19 protein-coding genes and 1 tRNA gene are annotated in these 22,697 nt (G+C 67.4%); 8 read left to right on the plus strand and 12 right to left on the minus strand.

Going from position 1 to position 22,697, the window contains the following annotated elements:
- Positions 1-190: 190 nt before the first annotated feature.
- Genes tilS through ACTJJM_RS17665 form a run of 3 tightly spaced genes read left to right on the plus strand, consistent with a single transcriptional unit; the run spans position 191 to position 2,642 of the window.
- A complete protein-coding gene (tilS, locus tag ACTJJM_RS17655; RefSeq protein WP_224328353.1) occupies positions 191-1,477 on the plus strand; it encodes a tRNA lysidine(34) synthetase TilS in 1,287 nt (428 codons plus the stop codon).
- A 36-nt stretch (positions 1,478-1,513) separates the two neighbouring features.
- On the plus strand, positions 1,514-1,774 hold the full coding sequence (locus ACTJJM_RS17660; protein ID WP_043402672.1) for an exodeoxyribonuclease VII small subunit: 261 nt from the start codon (positions 1,514-1,516) through the stop codon (positions 1,772-1,774).
- Entirely contained in the window at positions 1,764-2,642 is an 879-nt protein-coding gene (locus tag ACTJJM_RS17665) for a polyprenyl synthetase family protein (protein WP_224328354.1), read from the plus strand. Before ACTJJM_RS17660 ends, ACTJJM_RS17665 begins: the two co-directional genes overlap by 11 nt.
- An 85-nt stretch (positions 2,643-2,727) precedes the next feature.
- Here ACTJJM_RS17665 and ACTJJM_RS17670 read toward each other — a convergent pair whose 3' ends face one another.
- Together ACTJJM_RS17670 and pmbA are read right to left on the minus strand one after the other, a co-directional pair.
- Positions 2,728-3,099, minus strand: coding sequence for a DUF4870 domain-containing protein (locus ACTJJM_RS17670; protein WP_010482972.1), 372 nt, complete (start codon positions 3,097-3,099; stop codon positions 2,728-2,730).
- A gap of 87 nt (positions 3,100-3,186) precedes the next feature.
- A complete protein-coding gene (pmbA, locus tag ACTJJM_RS17675; RefSeq protein WP_071306465.1) occupies positions 3,187-4,554 on the minus strand; it encodes a metalloprotease PmbA in 1,368 nt (455 codons plus the stop codon).
- A 68-nt stretch (positions 4,555-4,622) separates the two neighbouring features.
- On the opposite strand from pmbA, the gene yjgA reads away from it, so the two are divergent.
- Complete coding sequence (yjgA, locus tag ACTJJM_RS17680; RefSeq protein WP_071306466.1) at positions 4,623-5,210, plus strand: ribosome biogenesis factor YjgA; 588 nt, start codon at positions 4,623-4,625, stop codon at positions 5,208-5,210.
- A gap of 41 nt (positions 5,211-5,251) precedes the next feature.
- Here yjgA and tldD read toward each other — a convergent pair whose 3' ends face one another.
- The 4 genes from tldD to ACTJJM_RS17700 are packed head-to-tail and all read right to left on the minus strand — an operon-like array spanning position 5,252 to position 12,731.
- Positions 5,252-6,697, minus strand: a complete 1,446-nt coding sequence (gene tldD, locus ACTJJM_RS17685) for a metalloprotease TldD (protein WP_010482965.1) — start codon at positions 6,695-6,697, stop codon at positions 5,252-5,254.
- A 60-nt stretch (positions 6,698-6,757) separates the two neighbouring features.
- Complete coding sequence (locus ACTJJM_RS17690; protein WP_049411892.1) at positions 6,758-10,612, minus strand: YhdP family protein; 3,855 nt, start codon at positions 10,610-10,612, stop codon at positions 6,758-6,760.
- 30 nt (positions 10,613-10,642) lie between these two features.
- A complete protein-coding gene (gene rng, locus ACTJJM_RS17695; RefSeq protein ID WP_010482960.1) occupies positions 10,643-12,130 on the minus strand; it encodes a ribonuclease G in 1,488 nt (495 codons plus the stop codon).
- Positions 12,123-12,731, minus strand: coding sequence for a Maf family nucleotide pyrophosphatase (locus tag ACTJJM_RS17700; RefSeq protein WP_029379848.1), 609 nt, complete (start codon positions 12,729-12,731; stop codon positions 12,123-12,125). Before ACTJJM_RS17700 ends, rng begins: the two co-directional genes overlap by 8 nt.
- A gap of 131 nt (positions 12,732-12,862) precedes the next feature.
- Here ACTJJM_RS17700 and ACTJJM_RS17705 point away from each other — a divergent pair, with 131 nt between their 5' ends.
- From ACTJJM_RS17705 to ACTJJM_RS17720, 4 genes are all read left to right on the plus strand, one after another.
- Positions 12,863-13,600 (plus strand): SIMPL domain-containing protein, encoded by a 738-nt coding sequence (locus ACTJJM_RS17705; RefSeq protein WP_006382138.1) that lies wholly within the window; start codon positions 12,863-12,865, stop codon positions 13,598-13,600.
- Between the two features lie 217 nt (positions 13,601-13,817).
- Entirely contained in the window at positions 13,818-14,468 is a 651-nt protein-coding gene (locus ACTJJM_RS17710) for an energy transducer TonB (RefSeq protein WP_019338627.1), read from the plus strand.
- A gap of 191 nt (positions 14,469-14,659) precedes the next feature.
- Positions 14,660-17,494 (plus strand): TonB-dependent receptor, encoded by a 2,835-nt coding sequence (locus tag ACTJJM_RS17715; RefSeq protein ID WP_043402691.1) that lies wholly within the window; start codon positions 14,660-14,662, stop codon positions 17,492-17,494.
- Between the two features lie 135 nt (positions 17,495-17,629).
- On the plus strand, positions 17,630-19,051 hold the full coding sequence (locus ACTJJM_RS17720) for a basic amino acid/polyamine antiporter (protein WP_049454678.1): 1,422 nt from the start codon (positions 17,630-17,632) through the stop codon (positions 19,049-19,051).
- Between the two features lie 129 nt (positions 19,052-19,180).
- Here ACTJJM_RS17720 and ACTJJM_RS17725 read toward each other — a convergent pair.
- From ACTJJM_RS17725 to ACTJJM_RS17750, 6 genes are all read right to left on the minus strand, one after another.
- Positions 19,181-19,257 (minus strand) — tRNA-Asn (locus tag ACTJJM_RS17725).
- A gap of 22 nt (positions 19,258-19,279) precedes the next feature.
- Positions 19,280-19,750, minus strand: coding sequence for a 23S rRNA (pseudouridine(1915)-N(3))-methyltransferase RlmH (gene rlmH, locus ACTJJM_RS17730; protein WP_241877429.1), 471 nt, complete (start codon positions 19,748-19,750; stop codon positions 19,280-19,282).
- A gap of 64 nt (positions 19,751-19,814) precedes the next feature.
- Positions 19,815-20,225, minus strand: coding sequence for a ribosome silencing factor (rsfS, locus tag ACTJJM_RS17735; protein ID WP_005418109.1), 411 nt, complete (start codon positions 20,223-20,225; stop codon positions 19,815-19,817).
- A gap of 58 nt (positions 20,226-20,283) precedes the next feature.
- Entirely contained in the window at positions 20,284-20,949 is a 666-nt protein-coding gene (nadD, locus tag ACTJJM_RS17740) for a nicotinate-nucleotide adenylyltransferase (protein ID WP_010482945.1), read from the minus strand.
- A gap of 3 nt (positions 20,950-20,952) precedes the next feature.
- Entirely contained in the window at positions 20,953-21,990 is a 1,038-nt protein-coding gene (holA, locus tag ACTJJM_RS17745) for a DNA polymerase III subunit delta (RefSeq protein WP_010482943.1), read from the minus strand.
- A 9-nt stretch (positions 21,991-21,999) separates the two neighbouring features.
- Positions 22,000-22,584, minus strand: coding sequence for an LPS-assembly lipoprotein LptE (locus ACTJJM_RS17750; protein ID WP_010482940.1), 585 nt, complete (start codon positions 22,582-22,584; stop codon positions 22,000-22,002).
- Positions 22,585-22,697 lie beyond the last annotated feature (113 nt).

Genomic DNA, 22,697 nt, shown 5'->3' on the forward strand with positions numbered 1-22,697 from the left:
ATGGATGCCGCGGCCAAGCCCCCATGGATGGGTTTACGGCGTCTCCCGCAACCGGGCCCACCCCGCCGTCCTTCAGGAACCCAGCTTCTGCTGTTGCTGTTGCTGTTGCTGTTGCTGTTGCTGTTGCTGTTGCTCTGGATCGTAGCGGGTGCAGGGCGCAGCCCTGCCGGGCAACCCTATACTTGCCGCCGTGACTGCCTTCCCTGCCCTCGTTCCGCTGGATGCGCCGCTGCTGGTGGGCTACAGCGGTGGTGTCGACTCCACCGTGCTGCTGCACTGGCTGTGGCGCTGCGCCCAGGCTTCCGGCACGGCGCTGCGTGCGGTGCACGTACACCACGGCCTGCAACCAGCAGCTGACGACTGGGTACGGCATTGCCAGCAGCAGTGCGCGGCACTGGGCGTCAAGCTGGCCGTGCGCCACGTACAGATCGACAAAACCACAGGCCTGGGCCTCGAAGGCGCAGCGCGCGAAGCACGACGTGCAGCGTTCACTGCTGAACTGCGCGAAGGCGAAACACTGGCGCTGGCACAGCACCAGGACGATCAGGCCGAGACCTTCCTGCTCCGCGCGCTGCGCGGCTCCGGTGTCGATGGCCTTGCCGCGATGGCCGATGACAGTCAGTTCGGTACGCACCGCCTGTGGCGTCCCTTGCTGCACGCACCGCGCACCGCACTGCTCGACTATGCCCGGCAACACGCGCTGCGTTGGATCGAGGATCCCAGCAACGCCGAAGACCACGCCGATCGCAACTTCCTGCGCCTGCAGGTACTGCCACTGTTGCGCCAGCGCTGGCCGCACGCCGCCGCCGCGTTGGCCGGCAGCGTCCTGCATTGCCGGCAGACCCGCGAACTGCTGGATGAAGAAGACGCCGAGCTGATCACACACCTGGAAGTCGCTCCACGCGTGCTGTCGCTGCAGTTGCTGCGTCAGGTGTCACCGGGACGCGCCGCGCGCGTGCTGCGCGCCTGGGTGATCGGCCATGGTGCCGCCCCACTGCCGGCCACGGTGCTGCAGCAAGGCCTGGACGAACTGCTGCCGGCCGGCAATGATCGCCAGGCGCGGGTGCGCTGGCACGATCATGCCATCCAGCAATGGCGCGAGCATGCCTATCTGCTACCCGCGCAGCTGCCATCGCTGCCCCGCGCGTGGCAGGCCGAATGGGATGGGCATGCTCCCCTGCCGCTGCCCGATGGCGGCCAGCTGCGGCTGCAGGGCGGCGCCGCCTTCGAGCGCCCGCTGCAGGTCCGTGCACGCGTGGGCGGTGAGCGCATCCTGCTGCCCGGTCGCCAGCATTCGCACGCATTGAAGGACTGCCTGCAACGCGAACATCTCGCCCCCTGGCGACGCGCGCAGCTGCCGCTGATCTTTGATGGCCCGCAGTTGCTGGCCGCCGCCGACGTGGTCATCTCCGCGCCACTGCAGGCCTGGTTGCAGGCCCACCAGGCACAGCTGCAGTGGCGTCCCGGCGGCTGGTGAATTGACCCCCGCGCGCGGCCCGTCCACACTTGCCACATGGCCAAGAAGTCCCCCGAAAACGCCTCCCCGGTTGCCCAGTTCGAGCAGTCGCTCGAATCGCTGGAACAGCTGGTGGAGCAGATGGAAACCGGCGAGCTGACCCTGGAAGCCTCGCTCAGTGCTTACGAACGTGGCGTCGGTCTGTATCGCCAGTGCCAGCAGGCACTGGAGCAGGCCGAACTGCGCGTGCGCCTGCTCAGCGATCCGGCGCAGCCGGAAGCAGCCGAACCCTTCGATCCGCCCAGCCATGACGGCTGAGGTTCTGTTCGCGCGCTGGCGCGACCGTATCGAAAGCCAGCTCGACGCCGCTCTGCCCTCGCCTGCCGAAGCACCGCAGCGCCTGCACCAGGCCATGCGCTATTCGGTGATGGGCGGTGGCAAGCGCATGCGCCCTCTGCTGGTCTACGCCAGTGGCCACCTGTTCGGTGCGCAGCCGGAAAGCCTGGATGCGGCGGCCATGTCCGTCGAACTCATCCACGCCTACTCGCTGGTGCATGATGACCTGCCGGCGATGGATGACGACGCGTTGCGCCGCGGCAAGCCGACCACCCACATCGCCTTCGATGAAGCCACCGCGATCCTGGCAGGCGACGCGCTGCAGACCCGTGCCTTTGGCCTGCTCGCCGATGCTCCGCTGCCAGCCACCTTGCGCGTGGCCTGCCTGCAGACCCTGGCCCACGCCTCCGGCGCGTCCGGCATGTGCGGCGGCCAGGCGCTGGATATCGATGCCACCGGCCAGCAGCAGACGCTGGCGGCATTGACCCGCATGCACGCGCTGAAGACCGGCGCGCTGATCCGTGCGGCAGTGCGCATGGGCGCGCTGTGCGGCCAGGCCCACGAACCGCAGCTGGCCCAGCTGGACAGCTTCGCCGATGCACTCGGCCTGGCCTTCCAGGTACGCGACGACATCCTCGATGTCGAGGCCAGTTCCGAGCAGTTGGGCAAGACCGCCGGCAAGGACCAGGCGCAGGACAAGAGCACCTTCCCCGCCCTGCTCGGTATGGACGGCGCAAAGGCCCAGCTGCACGAACTCGCTGCACGCATGCAATCGATCCTGGCCGGGTATGGCGAGGAAGCCGATGCGCTGCGTGCGCTGGCGACGCTGGCGGTCGAACGCGATCATTGATTGCTCGCCGGGCACCGCCCGTCGCTCCCCGCACATGAAAACGCCCGGCAATGCCGGGCGTTTTCAGTTCCGCATGCAGCCGGTATTACTTGATCAGGCGCAGCGCGAACGGGTAGCGATAGGCTTCGCCGTTGTTGGCCTTGACCGCTGCGATGATGCTGAACACCAGGCTGATGATGCCGACGATAGGGGCCAGGAAGACGCCGATGATCACGATGGTCAGAATCATGCTGATCACCATGGCGATGGTCACGGTGATCTGGAAGTTCAGGGCTTCCTTGGCCTGGTCGGTCACGAAGGCCTTGCCAGCATCGTCCTTGTTGATCAGCCAGATGATCAGCGCGCCGATGAAGCCGGTGAAGATGCCCAGCAGGTGGGCAGCCAGGGCCATGGTGCGCTGGTCGGCCGGCACGTCGGTGGTGGCCGGCGGCGGCGGGACGTTATCGAATTCGCTCACGACAAAACTCCTTTTCATTGGGTGGTCTTGACCCACCAGCACCAAGCTGGTTGCGTCAGGCGGGCATAGCTTACGCCATCGACGCCATCAATCATTACCGGCGATGGTCATCCGCCCCAGCAGGATCGAACCGGTCCGGATGTGCGAGCGCGGGTCGACGTCGCTGCCAACCGCTTCGATGCTGCTGAACATCTCGCGCAGGTTGCCGGCGATGGTGATGCCATCCACCGGGTACTGGATCTCGCCATTCTCGACGCGGAAGCCGCCGGCACCGCGCGAGTAGTCGCCGGTCACCCCGTTCACGCCCTGCCCCATCAGCTCGGTCACCAGCAGGCCATCGCCCATCTGGCGGGCGATCTCCTGCAGGGAGCCCGCGTTGGCGGCCAGTTGCAGGTTGTGCACGCCACCGGCATTGGCGGTGGTCTGCAGGCCCAGCTTGCGCGCCGAATAGCTGCCCAGCACGTAGCGCTGCAGCACGCCGTCACGAACCAGCGCCGAAGCACGGGTCGCCACGCCATCGCCGTCGAAGGCGGCAGAGCGCAGGCCGCGGCGCAGGTGCGGCAGTTCGTCGATCTGCATCCATTCCGGGAACAGGCGCTGGCCGACGCTGTCCAGCAGGAAGCTGGCCTGGCGGTACAAGGCGCCGCCGGACACCGCCGACAGCAGGTGGCCGACCAGGCTGCGCGCCACTTCCGGGGCGAACAGCACCGGCATGCTGCCGGTGGTCAAGGAACGCGGCTGCAGGCGGGCCACGGTGCGCTCGGCAGCGCGGCGACCCACCAGGCCCACGTCCTCCAGGTCCTCCCGTGCCAGCGCGCTGGTATACCAGCCATCGCGCTGCATGCCGTCGCCCTGCCCGGCGATCAGCGCGCAGCCGACCGAATGATGGGTGCCACGCTCACGGCCGAAGAAACCGTGCGAATTGGCGTACACCGACAGGCTCTGCATGCTCGACACCGAGGCGCCGTCGGAATTGCGGATCTGCGCATCGGCCTCGCGGCCGGCGTTTTCACAGGCCAGGGCGAGGTCCACCGCCTCGTCGGCCTGCAGCGCCCAGGGGTGCCAGCTGTCCAGGTCGGGGAAATCGGTCGCCATCAGCGCCGCCTCGGCCAGGCCGGCGGCCGGGTCGTCCTCGGTATGGCGGGCGATCGCGCAGGCCTGCTCGACCGTGGCGGCAAGGCTGGCCTCGTTCAGGTCGCCGGTGCTGGCGCTGCCCTTGCGTTGGCCAAAATAGACGGTGACGGCGATACCGCGGTCACGGGTGGACTGCACGGTCTCAACTTCGCCAAGGCGGACATTGACCTCCAGGCCACGGTCCTCGCTGCAGCTGACCTCGGCCTGGCTGGCGCCCAGCGCACGGGCACGGTCGAGCAGCTGCTGGGAGAGGTCGGCCAGCCGTTCCAGCCGGGCCGGGCTGTCGTCGCCGACAGCGACTTCAGGGGCGATCACGTTCAATGCTTTATCCTGTACGGGTTGGGCCCGGCATCACGCCGGGCGACTTTTTTTGAGATCAGGTAGGAACGATGCGCGGACGCGACGAAGAAACCGGTGAATTCCACGACAAGAGCCGCAGCCAGAACCGGCGCGACGCGCTCGACGTCCTGGCCCTGGGCGAGAAGCTGGTGTCGTTGACCCCGGCCCAGCTGGCGCGCCTGCCGATCCCGGAAGACCTGCTGCCGCATATCGCCGAGTGCAAGCGCATCACCGCCCACATCGCCCACAAGCGCCAGCTGGCGTTCCTGGCCAAGCACATGCGCCGCGAAGAAGACGCCACGCTGGATGCGATCCGCGATGCGCTGGACGCCAACAGCGAAACCGGCCGCCGCGAAGTGGCGATGATGCACCGCGTGGAAGACTGGCGCGAGCGCCTGCTGGCCGAAGGTGACAAGGCGCTGGCCGCCCTGCTGGACGATTACCCGCAGGCCGACCGCCAGCAGCTGCGCACGCTGGTGCGCAACGCGCAGGCCGAGAAGGCGAAGAACAAGCCGCCGCGCGCCTACCGCGAAATTTTCCAGGTGCTGCGTGCCCTGATGCTGCCGGCCGCGTTGGGCCTGAAGGCCAGCGCCGAAGACGCCGACCCCATTGAAACCGACGAAGCCGACGAGGACTGAGTCCTCGCCGGCAGGGGCGGTGGCACTGGCCATCGCCCGGCTCAGGCCTGGGTACCGCCGACGGTGATGCCCTCGATCAGCAACGAGGGCTGGCCGACACCCACCGGCACGCTCTGCCCGTCCTTGCCGCAGATGCCCACGCCCTCGTCCAGGGCCAGGTCGTTGCCGACCATGCGCACCTTCTGCATGGTTTCCGGACCGTTGCCGATCAGGGTCGCGCCCTTCACCGGCGTGGTGATGCGGCCATCCTCGATCAGGTAGGCCTCGGTGGCCGAGAACACGTACTTGCCACTGGTGATGTCGACCTGGCCGCCGCCGAAGTTGACCGCGTACAGGCCCTTCTTCACCGAACGGATCATCTCCTGCGGGTCATGCTGGCCGGCGCGCATGTAGGTGTTGGTCATGCGCGGCATGGTCATGTGCGCGAACGATTCGCGGCGACCATTGCCGGTCGGCGCCACGCCCATCAGGCGCGCGTTGAGGCTGTCCTGCATGTAGCCGACCAGGATGCCGTCCTCGATCAGCGTGGTGCACTGGCTGGGATGACCCTCGTCGTCGATGTTCAACGAACCACGGCGTCCATCCAGCGTGCCGTCATCGACGATCGTCACGCCCGGGGCGGCAACGCGCTCGCCGATGCGCCCCGCGTAGACGCTGGTGCCCTTGCGGTTGAAGTCGCCCTCCAGGCCATGGCCGACCGCTTCATGCAGCAGCACACCGGGCCAGCCCGGGCCCAGCACCACCGGCATCACGCCGGCCGGTGCCGGTACCGCTTCAAGATTCACCAGCGCCTGGCGCAGCGCCTCCCGGGCGAAGGCTTCCGGGCGGCCGTCGGCGAACAGCTCCTCATAGCCATAGCGACCACCGCCACCGGCATAGCCGGACTCGCGACGGCCGTTGTGCTCGACGATCACCTGCACGTTCAGGCGCACCAGCGGGCGCACGTCGGCGCCCAGCACGCCGTCGCTGCGGGCGATCAGCACCGTATCGACGCCGCCGGACAGGCTGACCATCACCTGCTTCACGCGCGGGTCGGCAGCACGCAGGTAGCCGTCCAGGCGCTTGAGCACCTCGACCTTGGCCTCGTTGCCGACGCCATCAATCGGGTCCAGCGCCGGGTACAGCGCGCGCGCGTTGCCGCGCAGCAGCGAGCGCCCGGTCTGGGCACCACCTTCACGCGAGATCGCGCGCGCCGACTGCGCCGCCACCCGCAGCGCATCGGCATGGATGTCGTCGGAGTAGGCGAAACCGGTCTTCTCGCCGGAAATCGCCCGCACGCCCACACCCTGCTCGATGGAATGCGCGCCGTCCTTGACGATGCCGTCTTCCACGCTCCAGCTCTCGCGGCGGGCGTGCTGGAAGTAAAGGTCACCAAAGTCCACACCGGGGCCGAGCAGCTGCCCGAAGGTGTGCTCCAGGCCAGCGGTATCCAGGCCACCAGGGCGCAGCAGGCGGTCTTGGGCAAGCGTCAGGGCGATATCAGTCATGGTTCTCGATCTGGGGATGCGGGGGCGCTCAGGCAAGCCCCGTGAACAGGAAAGCCGCGCTCAACGCGCGCGCGGCAGGCCGGTGACGGTCGGCGGAATGGCCGGCGCCGGTGCCGGCGCGGGTGGCGGAGCCTTGTCGCGGCTGCGCTCGATCACTTCCACCTTCGGTTCCTTCCATGGACCGGTCACCTTGTAGGTACGGGCGCCAATCTCGCCCAATGGTTTGGACAATACCGCATTGGTGGCCGCGCCCAGCGCCGCCCCCACCGGGCCACCGGCCACCGCCCCCACCACGGTCAGCAGATTGCCTGCGCGCGGGTTGACGTCGATGGTCTGGTCGAACTGCTGGTTGCGCAGGTCGGCCTGGCCGCGGATGGTGATGTTGGCTGCCGGGCCTTCGATCAGCACCTTGTCTGTGCGCGCCATGCCCTGGCCGAACTGCATGCTGCCGTCGATCTGGTTGAACGCGAAGCCCTTGGAGAAGAAGTCGCGGAAGTCGAACATCAGGCGCCGCGGCAGCTGGGTCACGCTGAGCAGGCCCAGCACGCGGCCGGCGCCCGGTTCCAGCTCCAGCAGCTGGCCGTTGCGTGCGTGCAGGTCCAGGCGGCCCTGCAGGTTGCCCAGCTGGAAGTCCGACGGCCCCCCACTCCACGTGGCCTGCAGCTGCGCCTGGCCGGAACCGCCACGCAGCTGGCCGCCGTAGTCGAGGTTCTGCATCAGTCCGCCCAGGTCCTCGCTGCGCACCTGCGCGGTCAGTTCGGTGCGGGCACCACCGGTGCGGCCCAGCCAGCGACCGCTGATGTCGATCTCCTGGTCGGGCGCACGGAAGCGCAGCTCATCCACGTTCAGGCCATTGGCCAGCGGCCGCGTACGCAGCACCGCCTGGCCCAGCACCACCTTGCCGAACTTCAGGTCGGCGATGTCCAGCGCGAACGGCGGCAGCTTGGCCGGGTCCATGTCATTGGCGCCTGCCTGTACCCGTGCCGGTGCGGCCGGTACACCTGGAGCCGCCGGCAATGACTGCCAGTGCACGCGGTCGAGCTGGCCACTGATGGTGCCGCCGTCTGCATTGGGGACGGTCAGGCGCCCGGCCAGCGACGGGCCGTCCAGGCGTACATCCAGTGCCTGCGCTCCCGGGCGCAGCTGCAACCGGGTCTGCTCGAACACACCACCGATCAGCATCAGCTTGCCGACCTGCACATCCACCGCACGCAGCGGCATGCCGTCATCGTCGTTGCCACCACGGGCCAGGCCGATCCACTCCAGCGCATCCAGGGTCGGGCTGCGGCCATTCACGGACAGTCCGCTCGGTGGCGGCTCGCGATCGGCATGGTCGCTGCCCAGCGTCACCTGCACACCCGTCTGGTTGTTGTGGCTGCGCGCAGCCAGCGCCAGGCGCTGGCCGAACGACACGTCGATGCGGCCGGCCCCCATCGGCAGCTGTGCAGCCACGGTGGTCGCCAACGGCTCGGCAGCCGGTTTGTCCAGCGGCGCCGGCAGGTCCAGCCGGGTCCCGACCAGATCGGAGCTCAACCGCAGCTCGCTGGGCGGCGCAGGCGCCCCCGGAGCGACCTTGGGCAGATTGACCGCGATGGTCCACGGCGAGGTGCCGGCGATGTAGGGCTTCAGCCACGCCATTTCCGGCGCGCGGTCGATCAGCACGCCAGCATCGAGGTTGGCCGACAACTGCGATTCAAAGGCCAGCTTGCTGTCGTGCACGTAGCCACCGGCACGCAGGCTCAGACGACCGTCCTGGCCGAGGTGGCGCACCGCCAGTTCCTCGGCGCCGAAACCGCCGTTGCTGTAGCGCGCCTGCCCGTGCATGTTGTCAAAGGTGAGCTGGAAGCGCTTGTCGACCAGCTTCACGCCGGCCAGATCGACCGTTCCCTGCAGGTGGCCGCCACCTTCATCGTGGTGCAGCGGCTGCAGCAGATCGAAGGTCACATGCGCCGGGCCCGCAGCGGTGAGGTTGTCCAGGGTGTCGCCATAATCCTTGTGCAGCGGGCTCTGCCGCAGCATGGCCAGCAGCCTGCCGGCCTCGCTCTGCGCATCGGCACGCACGTACAGCGGCTGCTGCCCGAAATCCTGGATGCCCGCCTCGAATTTCTGCACCGCCACGCCGGCCAGATCGCCGCGACCGTGCATGTCGAAGCCGGGGCCGATGAAGGCGATATCGGCATCGACCTGGCGCATCAACGGCCAGTCGTGCTGGAAGCGGATGTCACCATTGGTGATATGGCCGGTCGCCTCGAAGCGGCCATCGTTGTTGTCGAACGGCCAGTCGTCCAGGTCGCCACTGACCAGGCCGATGCCGTTGCGCACCTGCCCACCGGCCAGCGCCATGTCCAGCCAGTCGGTGGCGCCCTTGCTCATCTTGGAGTGGATCCAGAAGCGCTTGGCCGCGGTCATCGGCACGTCGTCCAGCTTGGCCGCCAGCTGCAGCCACGGCCGCGTACCGTCGCCCTGGAACCAGACACCACCGCGCACGTCCGCCGCATAATCGGTGCCTTCCACGCGCATCGCTGCCGTGCCGATGCGCCAGCCACCGCCTTCATCGCGCCAGCCCACCACCTGGCCCGCCAGGTGCAGATCGTGGCGCACGCCGAAGCCGGTCGGCCAATCGAACTGCAGCTGGCGTTGCGACTGCAGCTGCAGGCTGAAGCCATCCGCGTCGCCTTCGAAGCGCCCGCCCAGGCCGCGCAGGCCGGGCGAATTGCCCACGCTGGCGAAGCCCAGCGACTGCAGTTCGCCCTGCGCCCACAGCGGGCCATCGCGTTCGCCCGCCAGCTGCAGCTCGCGCACGTCCAGCTGCGGCCTGGACAGGAACAGCCAGCGACGCAGGCCCGGTTCAAGACGATCGCTCAGGGCCAGCGCACGCAGCGCGATGCCGGCCTGCACTTCGCGAGAACTGACCCGCAGCTGCTTGCCGAGCTGCAGCTGCAGGCCATCGAGCTGCTGCTCGCCTTCTTCGGTTTTCAGGCGCAGGCGCGGCACCTGCAATGCCCAGCCATCGGCCTGGCGCTGCCAGCGCAGGCGTGCCTGCAACCGCTGCAGCTGCAGCTGCGGAGCCGCCATCGCGGGCATCGGTGCGCCATCGATGCGGACATCACGCAGGTCCGAATCGGTGGTCACCGCCACCGGCGCGAAATCGCGCAGGGTCAGCCACAGGTTGAGTTCGCCCTTGCCTTCGCGCAGGCGCACACCGCCGGCCGCCAGCAGCGGCGACCAGGCATGAAAATCGACCGGATCGGCGCCCAGCCAGGCCTGGCCGTTGCCGCGCACGCGGTCCACGTCCAGCACCGCCGTCAACGGCAGCGCTTCGGTCTGGGCCCAGGCGCGCACGCCTACACGCAGGCGGTCGCCATTGACCCGCAGGCGCACGTCGATGCGTGGCAGCGTGGTATCGATCCCCAGCCCCGGCGCATGCACGCCCAGGCGGCCCCCGATCACCTGCAGTTCGCCCAGACGGCGCAGCGCATCCAGCGGGTCCCCGCCATTGGCGGCCTGCGGCAGGCCACGCACCGACCAGCGGCCGTCCTCGCCCTGCTGCAGGTCCAGTGCCAGGCCACGCAGGCGCAGTTCGGTCAACGAGCGGCCGGGCAGCAGCCCGCTGTACATCGATACCAGCACCTCGGCCTCGCCGATCGCCAGGCCCTGGCCGGCGCCAATGCGCAGGCCCTTGAGCTGCAGCAGCGGACCACGCCGGGTCCAGGCCGTCTGCAACTGGTCGAAACGCACCGGCTGGCCGGCGCGTTCACTCAACCAGGCGGCAATCCTGTCGGGATGGCGCTCGGCCAGCGGCAGCAGCTGGCTGAGGGTGCCCACCAGCAGTGCCAGCCCGACCAGGCCCACCGCGCAGGCAGCAATGAAATGACGGCGGATCCTTCGCAGTCGCAGGCGCGGCGGCGCGCTCATCGGCCACCGCCGGCCTGCGGCCGGCGAGGATCAGAGCAGAACAACATCGAATTGCTCCTGCAGGTACTGCTCGTCCGCCTGGAAGCGGATGCTCTTGCCGAGGAATTCCTCCAGCTCGGCCACCGCCGCGGATTCCTCGTCGGTGATGCGCGCGACCACCTTGGTCGAGGCGATCACCAGCAGGCGCGCGGCATCGAACTGGCGCACGGCACGGGTGATCTCGCGGAAGATCTCGTAGGTCACCGTCTCGGTGGTCTTGATGCTGCCGCGGCCGCTGCACTGCGGGCAGGTTTCCGACAGCTGGCGCTCCAGGCTTTCCACCGTGCGCTTGCGGGTCATCTCCACCAGGCCCAGCGGCGAGAAGTCGTACACCGTGGTCTTGGCATGGTCACGGGCCAGCGCCTTTTCCAGCGTACGCAATACCTGGCGGCGGTGCTCGGCATCATCCATGTCGATGAAGTCGATGATGATGATGCCGCCCAGGTTGCGCAGGCGCAGCTGCCGTGCCACCGCCTGTGCCGCTTCCAGGTTGGTGCGGAACACCGTCTCTTCCAGGTTGCGCTGGCCGAGGAACGAACCGGTGTTGACGTCGATGGTGGTCATCGCCTCGGTCTGGTCGATCACCAGGTAACCACCGGATTTCAGCGGCACCTGCTTGTCCAGCGCGCGGCCGATCTCGTCCTCCACCCCGAACATGTCGAAGATCGGGCGATCGCCGCTGTACAGCTCGATCTTCTCCGCCAGCACCGGCATGTACTTGGCAACAAAGGCCTGCAACTGCGCGAAGGTCTCCTTGGAGTCCACCTTCACCTTGTCCACATCCTTGCGGATCAGGTCGCGTACCGATCGCAGCGGCAGGCTCAGGTCTTCATAGATGTTGCTGCAGGAGGCCGCTTCGCGGCCACGACGCTCGACCACGTTCCATACGCGCGACAGGTAGGCGATGTCCTCGGCGATGGCTTCGGCCGGCTGGCCCTCGGCATTGGTACGCACGATGTAGCCGTAGCCCCCGTGCTGCGCCGACAGTTCGGTCACCAGCGCCTTCAGGCGCGCACGCTCGGTTTCATCCTCGATGCGCGCCGACACGCCCACCACCTTGGACTGCGGCAGCAGCACCATGTAGCGCGAGGGAATGCTGATCTGGGTGGTCAGGCGGGCGCCCTTGGTGCCGATCGGATCCTTCACCACCTGCACCACGATGTCCTGGCCGTCGCGCAGCAGCTCGACGATCGGCACGCTGGACGGCGGCGGCAGCGTGGTGTTCTCGGTGTCGGCACTGGCTACCGGCGCCGGCCGCACCACGTCGTTGGCGTGCAGGAACGCGGCACGCTCCAGCCCGACTTCGACGAAGGCCGCCTGCATGCCGGGCATCACCCGCTGTACCTTGCCCTTGTAGATGTTGCCGACCACACCCCGGCGCCAGCCGCGCTCGATGTGCAGTTCCTGCAGCATGCCATTTTCGATCACCGCGACCCGGGTCTCGCGCGGGGTCACATTGACCAGGATTTCCTCAGACATCGGCAGCCTCCCTGGCGGCATCGGCAGTGGGGGCCGGCACGCCACAGCGCGCCAGCAAACGATCGGTGTGCAGCAACGGCAGCCCCATCACCCCGGAGTAACTCCCGGACAGGTGCTCGATCCAGCGCTCGGCCCCGCCCTGGATGGCGTAGGCCCCCGCCTTGTCCAGCGGTTCGCCGGTGGCCACGTAGGCGGCGATGTCGGCGGCGTCGATCGGGGCGAAGGTCACTTCGGAAATGACCAGCTCGCTGTCCAGCCCGTCCGCGCCGACCACCACCACCGCGGTCATCACCTGATGGGTACGCCCGGCAAGACGCGCCAGCATCGCCCGCGCATCGGCGGCGTCGGTGGGCTTTCCGAACACGTCGCCGTCCAGCACCACCTCGGTGTCCGAACCGAGCACCCGCGCCTGCGGGTCATCGGCCAGCACCCGGGCCAGGCCGGCGCGCGCCTTGTCGGCGGCGACCCGGCAGACATACTGTTCGGCGCTTTCAGCGGGCGCGCGCTGCTCGACGACCTCCAGGTCCAAGGCCTGGAAGGGGCGTCCGAGTCGGGCCAGCAGCTGGTTGCGTCGGGGGGAGCGGGAAGCAAGGTAGAGCATCGGCACAGCATAACCTGAGGCTGCCACCTGAATCGTCGGCAACCCGTTCTGGAACGCGCTCAACCCCGAACGGGCTCACAGCGCGTTCATCGCTACGACACCACCCTCAACGGCACAACAAGGAGTTCTCCATGCGCCTGACCGCCACCCCGCTGCTGCTCGCCCTGTCCCTCGCCCTTGGAACCTCGATGACCGCCCATGCTGCCCCGTCGTCGCCGTCGATCGCCGCTCCGGCCGAAGGCACCCTGCTGAACATCTCGGCCAACGCCGAGGCCACCCGCGTGCCGGACGTGGCCACCCTGTCGGCCGGCGTGGTCACCCAGGCCGCCGATGGCAACAGCGCCATGCGCCAGAACGCCCAGCAGATGGACAAGGTACTGGCCGCGATCAAGGCCGCCGGCATCGCCGAGCGCGACGTGCAGACCAGTGGCGTCAGCCTCAACCCGCAGTACCGCTATGCCGACAACGAAGCGCCGAAGATCACCGGCTACCAGGCCAGCAACACGGTCAGCCTGAAGGTGCGCGACATCGCCAAGCTGGGCAAGGTGCTGGACGCACTGGCTGCGCAGGGCGCCAACCAGATCAATGGCCCCAGCTTCGAGATCGACCAGCCGGAACCGGTCTATGACGAAGCCCGCCTGGCTGCACTGAAGAAGGCCCAGGCCCGCGCCCAGACCTATGCAAAGTCGCTGGGCCTGCAGGTGCGCCGCATCGTCAGCATTTCCGAGAACGCCGGCGGCGGCTACCGCCCGATGCCGATGATGCGGGCCATGTCGGCCGGCGCGGCGATGGACAAGGCCACCCCGGTCGCACCGGGTGAATCGACCGTCTCGGTCAACCTGGACGTGGTGTTCGAACTGGGTCGCTGATCCCGTTCGTCATTGCCGGCAAAGGCGGATCCCGCAGGGGATCCGCCTTTTTTCATGTCCGCAGCCGGCACTGGCTGAAGGCCAGCCCAACGATCGCCCCCCTGCCTCTAGGCAGTGGCCGCCATGTCGCGCTACTGATGGACTGCCAGCCGCGTGCGGCAACCCCGCCACGGGCCCTGGTGCGTTGAGGACTTCGTCACTGGCATGGAGGTGGACCATGGTTCGTACGTATCCCGTTGCATCCCCGCAGTTCGACCCCGCCCGCGTTGCCGCCTGGAGCGCGGCCATCGCCCTGCATCTGCTGGCCTTCCTGCTGCTGCTGATCCCGGCGACCTACCAGGCTGTGCAGGTCCCGCGTGACAAGACTGCGGTCAGGCTGATCGAGAAGATCCCGCCACCGCCCACGCCGCCGGTTCCGATCCCGCCGAAAGAGATCGTCCAGGTGGTGCCCAAACCGCGGACGCAGCCGGTGGTACCGCCGCTGCCCGCACCCACCGCGACCGTAGAGGAAACCCAGGGCATCGCACTGCCGGCCGCCGAACCGGCCCCGCCCCAGCTCGCACCGAGTATCGATACCGCCACACCACTGGCCGGCGCCCAGCTGCAATACCGCAGCGCCCCGCCGCCGGCCTACCCGCTGGCGGCACTGCGCAATCGCGAGCAGGGTACGGTGCTGTTGCGGGTAGAGGTGGACACCCACGGGCAGCCGGCGGTGGTCAGCATCGAGCGCAGCAGTGGCTCGCGCAGCCTGGACCAAGCCGCACGCCAGCAGGTGCTCAGGCACTGGCGCTTCGAGCCGGCCCAGCGTGATGGCGTGGCCGTGCCGGCCATCGGCATGGTGCCGGTGCAGTTCTCGCTGCCGGACTGAAGTGATCGCCGGCCCGGCCATCTGCCGGGCCGGCCCTTCCGTCCGGGCGGGCACGGACGGAACAGGATCAACTGTTATTGATTAAGCAAAAATTCACGACTTCGTCACCCGCCGGAAACCTAGATTGGTCCGTCCCGGAATCTACCGGAGACAGCCCTCAACGCTACGGTTTTCCAGTTAGGAGAGAAGCTGTGAAACACCTGATCCAACGGCCCGCCAGCCGCCGCCGCACCACCCTGGCATCGTCCATCACCCATATCCTTACCGGCGGCACCCTGCTGCTGGTTGGCGCCGTGGCTTCCACCTCCGCTTTCGCGCAGGAGAAGGCCACCAACCTGGACCGCATCACGGTCACCGGTTCGAACATCCCGCGCACCAACACTGAAACACCGTCCCCGGTGCAGGTGGTGACCCGCCAGGAAATCGACCGCACCGGCAAGACCACGGTTGCCGAATATCTGCAGACGCTGACCGCCGACGGTTCCGGTTCCATTCCCAAGACCTTCGGCAACGGCTTCGCCGGTGGTGGCGCCGGCATCTCGCTGCGCGGCCTCGGTGCCGGCTCGACGCTTGTGCTGTTGAATGGCCGCCGCATGGCCACCTACGGCCTGGCCGATGACGGCCAGAAGGTTTTCACCGACCTGAGCACCATCCCGCTCGACGCCGTGGAACGCGTGGAAGTACTTAAGGACGGCGCCTCGGCAATCTACGGTTCCGACGCCATCGCGGGCGTGGTCAACATCATCCTGCGCAGTGATTTCCAGGGCGCGATCCTTCGGGGCTCCTACGGCCTGTCCGGCGACAGCGATGGCGACGCGAAGAAGGCGACCTTGACCGCCGGTACCGGCGATCTGGCCACCGACGGCTGGAACGCTTTCTTCAGCCTGGATGTCGCAAAGACCGATGCCATCAAGATCAGTGATCGCAAGAACCGGAAGTGGATCGGTACCGGCGATACCCGCCCGTGGGGCTACGGCAACAATGCCCAGTTCCTGGGCGGCGCCTTCCTCAGCGGCAAGACCCGCGGTGGTGTTGGTCCGAATGGTTCGGTGTATGACGACCGCAATGTAACCGAAGATAATCCTGCCTTCCTGGTCGCCCTGCCGGGCTGTGCTGGCCTGACCACGATTCCAGGCCAGACCGAGGCTACGGCGCAGGCGCAGGGCTGCCTGTGGGATCCGAACCAGCTGTATCGCGACCTGACCCCGGAAGAGAAGTACGTCAACGTGTTTGGCCGTGCCAGCTTTGCCTTTGGTGAAGGTGGTGAGATCTACACCGAGATCGGCTACTCGAAGAAGGAAACCACTTTCAGCAACACCCCGTCGGGCGTCTCAGGTGGCTGGGGCTATCCGGAAGGCCCGGTCAATGCCAACAGTGGTGACGGCGCTACGGTGCTGGGTCCGAACCATCCTGACAATCCGATTCCCGGCCAGGCCTCTCGCCTGCGTTATTCGGCATGGGATGTCGGTCCGCGCGTGACCAACAACACCAATGAGTTCACCCGCTTCCTGGTCGGCATCAAGGGCAACTGGGGCGACTGGAGCTACGACACCGCGTATCTGCACTCCGGCACCGACCTGGTCAACAAGCGTACCGGCTTCCTCAACTACGACAATGTACGTTGCGCACTGGCCAATCCGAACTGCGCCGGTGGTGTCTGGCGTATCGGTGACAACGCCGGCATGAACTCGCAGGCGCTGTACGACTTCATCTCGCCTGACATCAGTGCCCGAGCCAAGTCCAGCCTGGACATGTTCGACTTCACCGTGTCGCGCAGCCTGATGGACCTGAAGGGTGGCCCGCTGGGCCTGGCACTGGGTACCGAATGGCGCAAGACCAGCAACAGCCTGACCCCGCAGACCTATACCGACCAAGGCCAGATCATCGGTCTGGGCTACTCGGCCTACGACGGCACCCAGAACGTGTACGCCGGCTACGTTGAGCTGTCTGCGCCCGTGCTGGAAACCCTGGAACTGTCCGGTGCGGTTCGCTACGACAAGTACGAGAGCGGTGAAGGCAAGGCGACACCGAAGATCGGCATCAAGTGGACCCCGGCCGACTGGATCGCACTGCGTGGCAGCTACGCCGAAGGCTTCCGTGCACCGAACCCGGCCGAGAACGGAGATGGTGGCCTGGCCGCCTTCTCCAACGCGTCCGATCCGGTACGTTGCCCCGGCGGCAACCCCGCACCAGGTGCGAACGACGACGACTGTGGCGCCCTGCCAGTCGCCATCATCACCCGCCCGAACAAGGACCTGAAGCCGGAAGAATCCAAGAGCTACTCGGTGGGTATCGTCCTGCAGCCCACGGCCACGACTTCGCTGACCATTGATGCCTGGCAGATCAAGCGCACCAACGAAATCGCCCAGGGCAGCACTTCCGAAGCCATTGCCGCCGGCAACGTACTGCGTGACAGCAACCTGCTCAACGGCGTGCCCGGCACGGGCAGCATCCTGGCGGTCAACACGCAGTACATCAATGCTGCATCGACCCGGGTACGGGGTATCGATACCGATATCCGCCAGACCTTCGACATCGGCCCTGGCCAGCTGGAGATGGACCTGCAGTGGAGCCATGTACTCAAGTTCGAGCGCACCGATGCCGACGTGACCGTCGACTACGCAGGTACTCACGGCAACTGCGACGTGACCAACTGCATCGGCACCCCGAAGGACCGCATCAACTTCGGCACCACCTGGAGGCAGGGCCCGTGGAGCGTCAGCGGCGTGGCCAACTACATCTCGAAGATGGACAACAAGGACTTCCGTGGCCCGAATGGATCCTACCTGTTCGCGTATGCGGACGGCACGGACGTCAAGAAGATCTCCTCGTTCACCACCTTCGACCTGTCGGGCCGCTGGAACATCACTGAAGCCTTCGAGCTGAACGCCTCGGTGCAGAACGTGTTCGATCGCATCGCCCCGCTGGATCCGTCCACCTACGGTGGTGTCAACTACAACCCGCTGCACTTCAGTGGTGCCATCGGTCGTTACTTCACCGTCGGTGCCAAGTACACTTTCAAGTAATACAGGCAACACTCTTCAACGCAACTTCGAAGGCCCGGGCAGCTGCCCGGGCCTTCGTCGTTCTGCCCCTTGCAGGCATGTTCACGGGCACAAGGCTACCGTGTGCACGCGGCATCACCGCCGCAGGGGATCTCCATGGCCGCGACATCGCAGCGCTTGGGCCTGCCCGCGTTGACTGCACTGGTGGTCGGCTCGATGGTCGGCGCCGGTATCTTTTCATTGCCACAGAACGTAGCGCGCAGCGCCGGTCCGGCCGCCGCGCTGATTGGCTGGGCGGTGAGCGGCGCGGGCATGCTGATGCTGGCGTTCGTGTTCCAGGCGCTGGCCAACCGCCGACCGGATCTCGATACCGGCATCTACGCATACGCGCGCGAGGGCTTCGGCAATTACATCGGCTTCTCCGCTGCGTGGGGTTACTGGGTTGCCTCGGTGCTCGGCAACGCCAGCTTCTTCGTGCTGATCTTCAGCGGCCTTGGCCACTTCATGCCCGTGTTCGGCGAAGGCAATACCCCGGCCGCCGTGGCCGCATCGTCATTGCTGTTGTGGACGGTGCACCTGTTGGTGCTGCGCGGCCTGCGTACTGCAGCCATCGTCAACGGCCTGGTGACCGTGGCCAAGCTGCTGCCGATCGCGCTGTTCCTGATCCTGGCCACCGGCGCGTTCCGCATGGACGTGTTCCGCGCCGATTTCCTCGGCACGCCTGCACTCGGCGACCTTGGCCAGCAGCTGCGCGGCATGATGCTGGTGACCGTGTGGGTGTTCATCGGCATCGAAGGGGCCAGCATCTATTCGCGGCGCGCGGCACGGCGCGCCGACGTGGGTCGCGCCACGGTGATCGGCTTCCTTGGCGTGTGGCTGCTGCTGGTGCTGGTCAGCCTGTTGTCGATGGGCGTGCTGTCGCAGGCGGAACTGGCCGGACTGCCCAATCCGTCGATGGCCTATGTGCTGCGCGCCATTGTCGGCGAATGGGGCGCGACGGTGATCATCATCGGTTCGATCATCTCCGTTCTCGGTGCATTGTTGGCCTGGGTGCTGCTGTGCGCCGAAGTGCTCTATGCCGCTGCAGGTGACGGCACCATGCCCGCCTTCCTGGGCCGTGAGAACGCGCGCGGCGTGCCGGCCAATGCACTGTGGTGGAGCAACGGCCTGATCCAGTTGTTCCTGCTGCTGGTGCTGGTCAGTTCCGGCAGCTACACCGGGCTGGTGCTGCTGGCCGCATCGATGAGCCTGGTGCCCTACTTCCTGTCCACGGCATTCGGCATGCAGCTGGCCTGGCGCGGGCAGGCCTATGCCGGTGAGCCGGGTGTGCGCTGGCGTGATTTTGGGGTGGCAGTGCTGGCCAGTGCGTATGCGCTGTGGCTGGTGTATGCCGGTGGCCTGGACAACCTGCTGCTGTCGGTATTGCTGTACGTGCCCGGCGTGGTGTTGTTCGCACTGACCCGGCGCCAACGCGGCGAGCGGGTATTCACGCGTTGGGAATGGGTGCTGTTCGGTGCGATCCTGATCGTGGCGATCGCCACGCTGGTGGCGTTCTGGCGAGGAGCGCTGGCACTGTAGAGCCGAGCCCACGCTCGGCTTCGCACAGGCAGCCGAGCACGGCTCGGCTCCACAACAACAGTCGAGCAAGCTCGACTCCACAAAGACGCAAAAAAAAAACCTGCATCTCGCGATGCAGGTTTCTCAAGGTGGCGCCCGAAGTTGGACTCGAACCAACGACCCCCTGATTAACAGTCAAGTGCTCTAACCGGCTGAGCTATTCGGGCAGACGACTAGTATAACCACTCTTCACGCGCGATGGTAGGGGTGATTGGCGATCATTGCGGCAGCCCGATACAGCTGCTCGGCCACCACCAGGCGTACCAGCATGTGTGGCAGCGTCAGCGGTCCGATCGACCACTTCTCGTCGGCCAGCGCGGAGACTTCCGGCGAATGCCCTTCCGGGCCACCGATCAGGAACGCCAGGTCCCTGCCCTGCCCGCGCCAGTGTTCCAGGCGCTGTGCCAGCTGTTCGGAACTGAGCTGGCGACCCGGCACATCCAGCGCCACTATATAGGCATTCTTCGGCAGCGCAGCGATCACCCGCTTGCCTTCATCTTCAGTGGCGCGGCGCGGATCACGGCCTTTGCCGCGCAGGCCGGGCTCGATTTCCACCAGCTCGAACGGCAGCCAGTGCGACAGCCGCTTCTGGTACTCGGCGAAGCCCTGCGCCACCCAGCTGGGGGCGCGTTCACCGGTGGCGATCAGGCGGGCTTTCATCAACGGTCCTCCAAAACGTCGACGGCGCCATCGGCGCCGTCGAAGGGATGCATCAACGCGTGGCTCAAGCCACTTCGTCGTCGCTGGACGGCGGCTGGTCGCCGACGGTCCACAGGCGCTCGAGGGCGTAGAACTCACGCACGCGCGGCAGCATCACATGGACGATCACGTCGCCCAGATCGACCAGCACCCACTCGGCTTCACGCTCGCCTTCCACGCCCAGCGGCATCACGTCGATGTTCTTGGCGAAGCGCACCACTTCATCGGCAATCGACTTGACGTGGCGGGTCGAGGTGCCCGAAACGACAATCATGTAGTCGGCAACGCTGGACCGGCCGCGCACGTCGATCTCGACCAGGTCCTTGGCCTTCAGGTCTTCGGTGGCTTGGCGGACGCTGGCCAGCAGTTCCGGCACGGACGGCGGCGGGCTGGGCAGATCGACCTTGATGGTCTGGGGCTGGGTCTGGTTGCTCAAAGTGGATCGACTCGATAAACGTGGGGGCGATTATACGGGGATGGCGCCGCTACGCCATTCACGCTGTGGCCGGGCGGTACAGCCCGTGTGCAGCCACATAGTCCGCCACGCCGGGTGGCAGCAGGGCGCGCCAGGGGCCGCCGCCGGCGATCTGCGAACGCACGGCGCTGGCCGATTCCTCGCGCAGCGGGTGGTGCAGGCGCAGGATGCGCCCGGCCGGGCTGGCGAACAGGGCCTGCTCGGTGTCGGCCCAGCGCCCTTCCAGCGCCCGGCCCAGCTCGCCATCCACCGCAGCCTGCAACGGGCTGCCCGGGCGCTCCGCCACCACGAAATGAGCCAGCCCGAACAGCGCCTCCCACTCGTGCCAGCGGGACAGGCCAAGCAGGCTGTCGGCGCCGACCAGCCAGGCCAGCGGCCGGCTCGGACCCAGCTCGCCACGCAGCTCGCGCAGGGTGTCCACGGTGTAGGACGGCCGACCGGGGAAACGCGCTGCACGGTCCAGCTCGCGACGGTCCAGCAGCAGACCCGGTTCGTCGCCGATGGCCAGCGACAGCATGGTGCAGCGCTGCTCGGCCGTGGCGCCGGGCACGGCCCGGTGCGGCGGATCGGCGGCCGGCAGCATGCGCACGGCAACCTGCAGTTCGTCGCGGGCAGCCCGCGCGATCGCCAGGTGCCCGAGGTGCACCGGATCAAAGGTGCCCCCGTAATAGATCCGCAGGCTCATTGCTCAGGCCCGCGCCAGCAGGCGCACGGCACGCGGTTCGGCCACGGCCACCAGCAGGCGCTCCAGCGCCAGCCAGGCATCACCGTCGGCGCGCCCCTTGGCGATGCGGTCGACCAGCCCGGCTTCGGCCACGAAGCGCTCCCAGCGCTTGCTTTCCGGATGCCGCTGCAGCGCGCGCTTGTACGGCGCCTGCCGCGATTCCCAGATGCCGCGCGATTTCATCTCGGCGGCCAGGTTACCGCCACGGGCCTGCACCCGGGCCAGGCCTGCACCAGCCAGCAGTTCGCGGATCACCATCGGCATCAGTGCAGCCACCGCCTCACCCTCGCCGCGCAGGCCGGCCAGCATGCGCAGCACCGCCGGCGGTTGCCCGGAGAACGTCGCCTCCACCAGCCGGAACACGTCATAGCGCGCGGCGTCGGCCACCAGCGATTCCATCCGTTCCACGTCCAGCGGCTGGCCGTCGGCCAACAGCGCCAGCTTGTCGATTTCCTGGGCGGCAGCCAGCAGATTGCCTTCCACCCGCTCGGCCAGGCGCTGCACGGCGGCCGGGTCCGCGCGCAGGCCCTTGCCACGCAGGCGGCGCTCGATCCAGTCCGGCAATTCGTGCGGCTTGATCGCCCAAGCCACCGACAGCACGCCGATGCGGTTGACCGCCTCGGCCCACTTGCCCTGGTGGGCCTTGCTCCATTCGTTGGCGGTAATCATCAGCACCACGTCCGGCGCCGGATTGGCGCAGAACTGGCTGATCACCTCGGCCCCGTCCTTGCCCGGCTTGCCGCTGGGCAGGCGCACCTCGACCAGGCGGCGGGCGCTGAACAGGCTGGGCGCGTTGAAGCTGGCGTCGAGCTGGTTCCAGTCGAAATCACGGCCATCGGCGTCGAACACTTCCCGCTCGCCGATGCCGGCGGCGCGCGCGCGCGCGCGGATGGCGTCGGCCGCCTCAAGCACGCGCAGGGTTTCCGGGCCGGCAATCAGGTAGGCCGGCGCCAGCGCGGTATCAGCGCCCTGGCTGGCCAGCTGCTCCGGACGCAGTTCCATCGTCGCGGCTCAGTGCTTGGCTGCGGGGACCGGTTCGGCCGGCTCCGCACCTTCAACCGGCTTGTCCTTCGGCGCCGACAGGCTGCCGCCCTTCTCGATCTCGGCACGCACCACGCTGTCGATGCGGCGGATGATCGAGGCGGACATTTCCCGGCGCAGTTCATTGGCCAGGATTTCACGTTCGGTGGTGGTACCGGTGGCGTCGGTCGGCGGCGACACGTAGTCGCGCGACAGCTCGATCACCTGCTGCGGCACCAGCTCGCTGCCGTCTTCGCGACGGAAAATGAAGATCACCGCGTAGCGCAGGCTGTATTCCTGCGCACGGCCCTGCGAGTCGATGGCGATCGGCAGGTCGCCCCAGCGTTCGGACAGCACCTGCAGCTGGGTACTGGGTTCCTTGCTGTCCTCATCGGCCAGCCTGGCGCCGGAGGCCAGCAGGCTGCGGTTGAGCAGCTTGACCAGTTCGCTGTACGGCGCAGTGGAAACCACCTTCACCGGTGCCGTGTCGGTCGGCAGCATCAGCTTGTTGCGCAGATGGAAACCGCAGCCGGCAAGGCCGAGGACAAGAACGAGGGCAAGCAGGATTCGGGTCATGGAGACAGTCTGGCGGAGCCGGGCGATCACGGCAACACACAGCGTGCCCGAAGCCGCGTGAATGCAGGGCCATCAAACGCCTGGCCCTGCACCGGAATGGCACCGGCCACCAC

It is taken from the genome of Stenotrophomonas sp. 22692, from assembly GCF_052045015.1.
Taxonomy (GTDB): domain Bacteria; phylum Pseudomonadota; class Gammaproteobacteria; order Xanthomonadales; family Xanthomonadaceae; genus Stenotrophomonas; species Stenotrophomonas geniculata.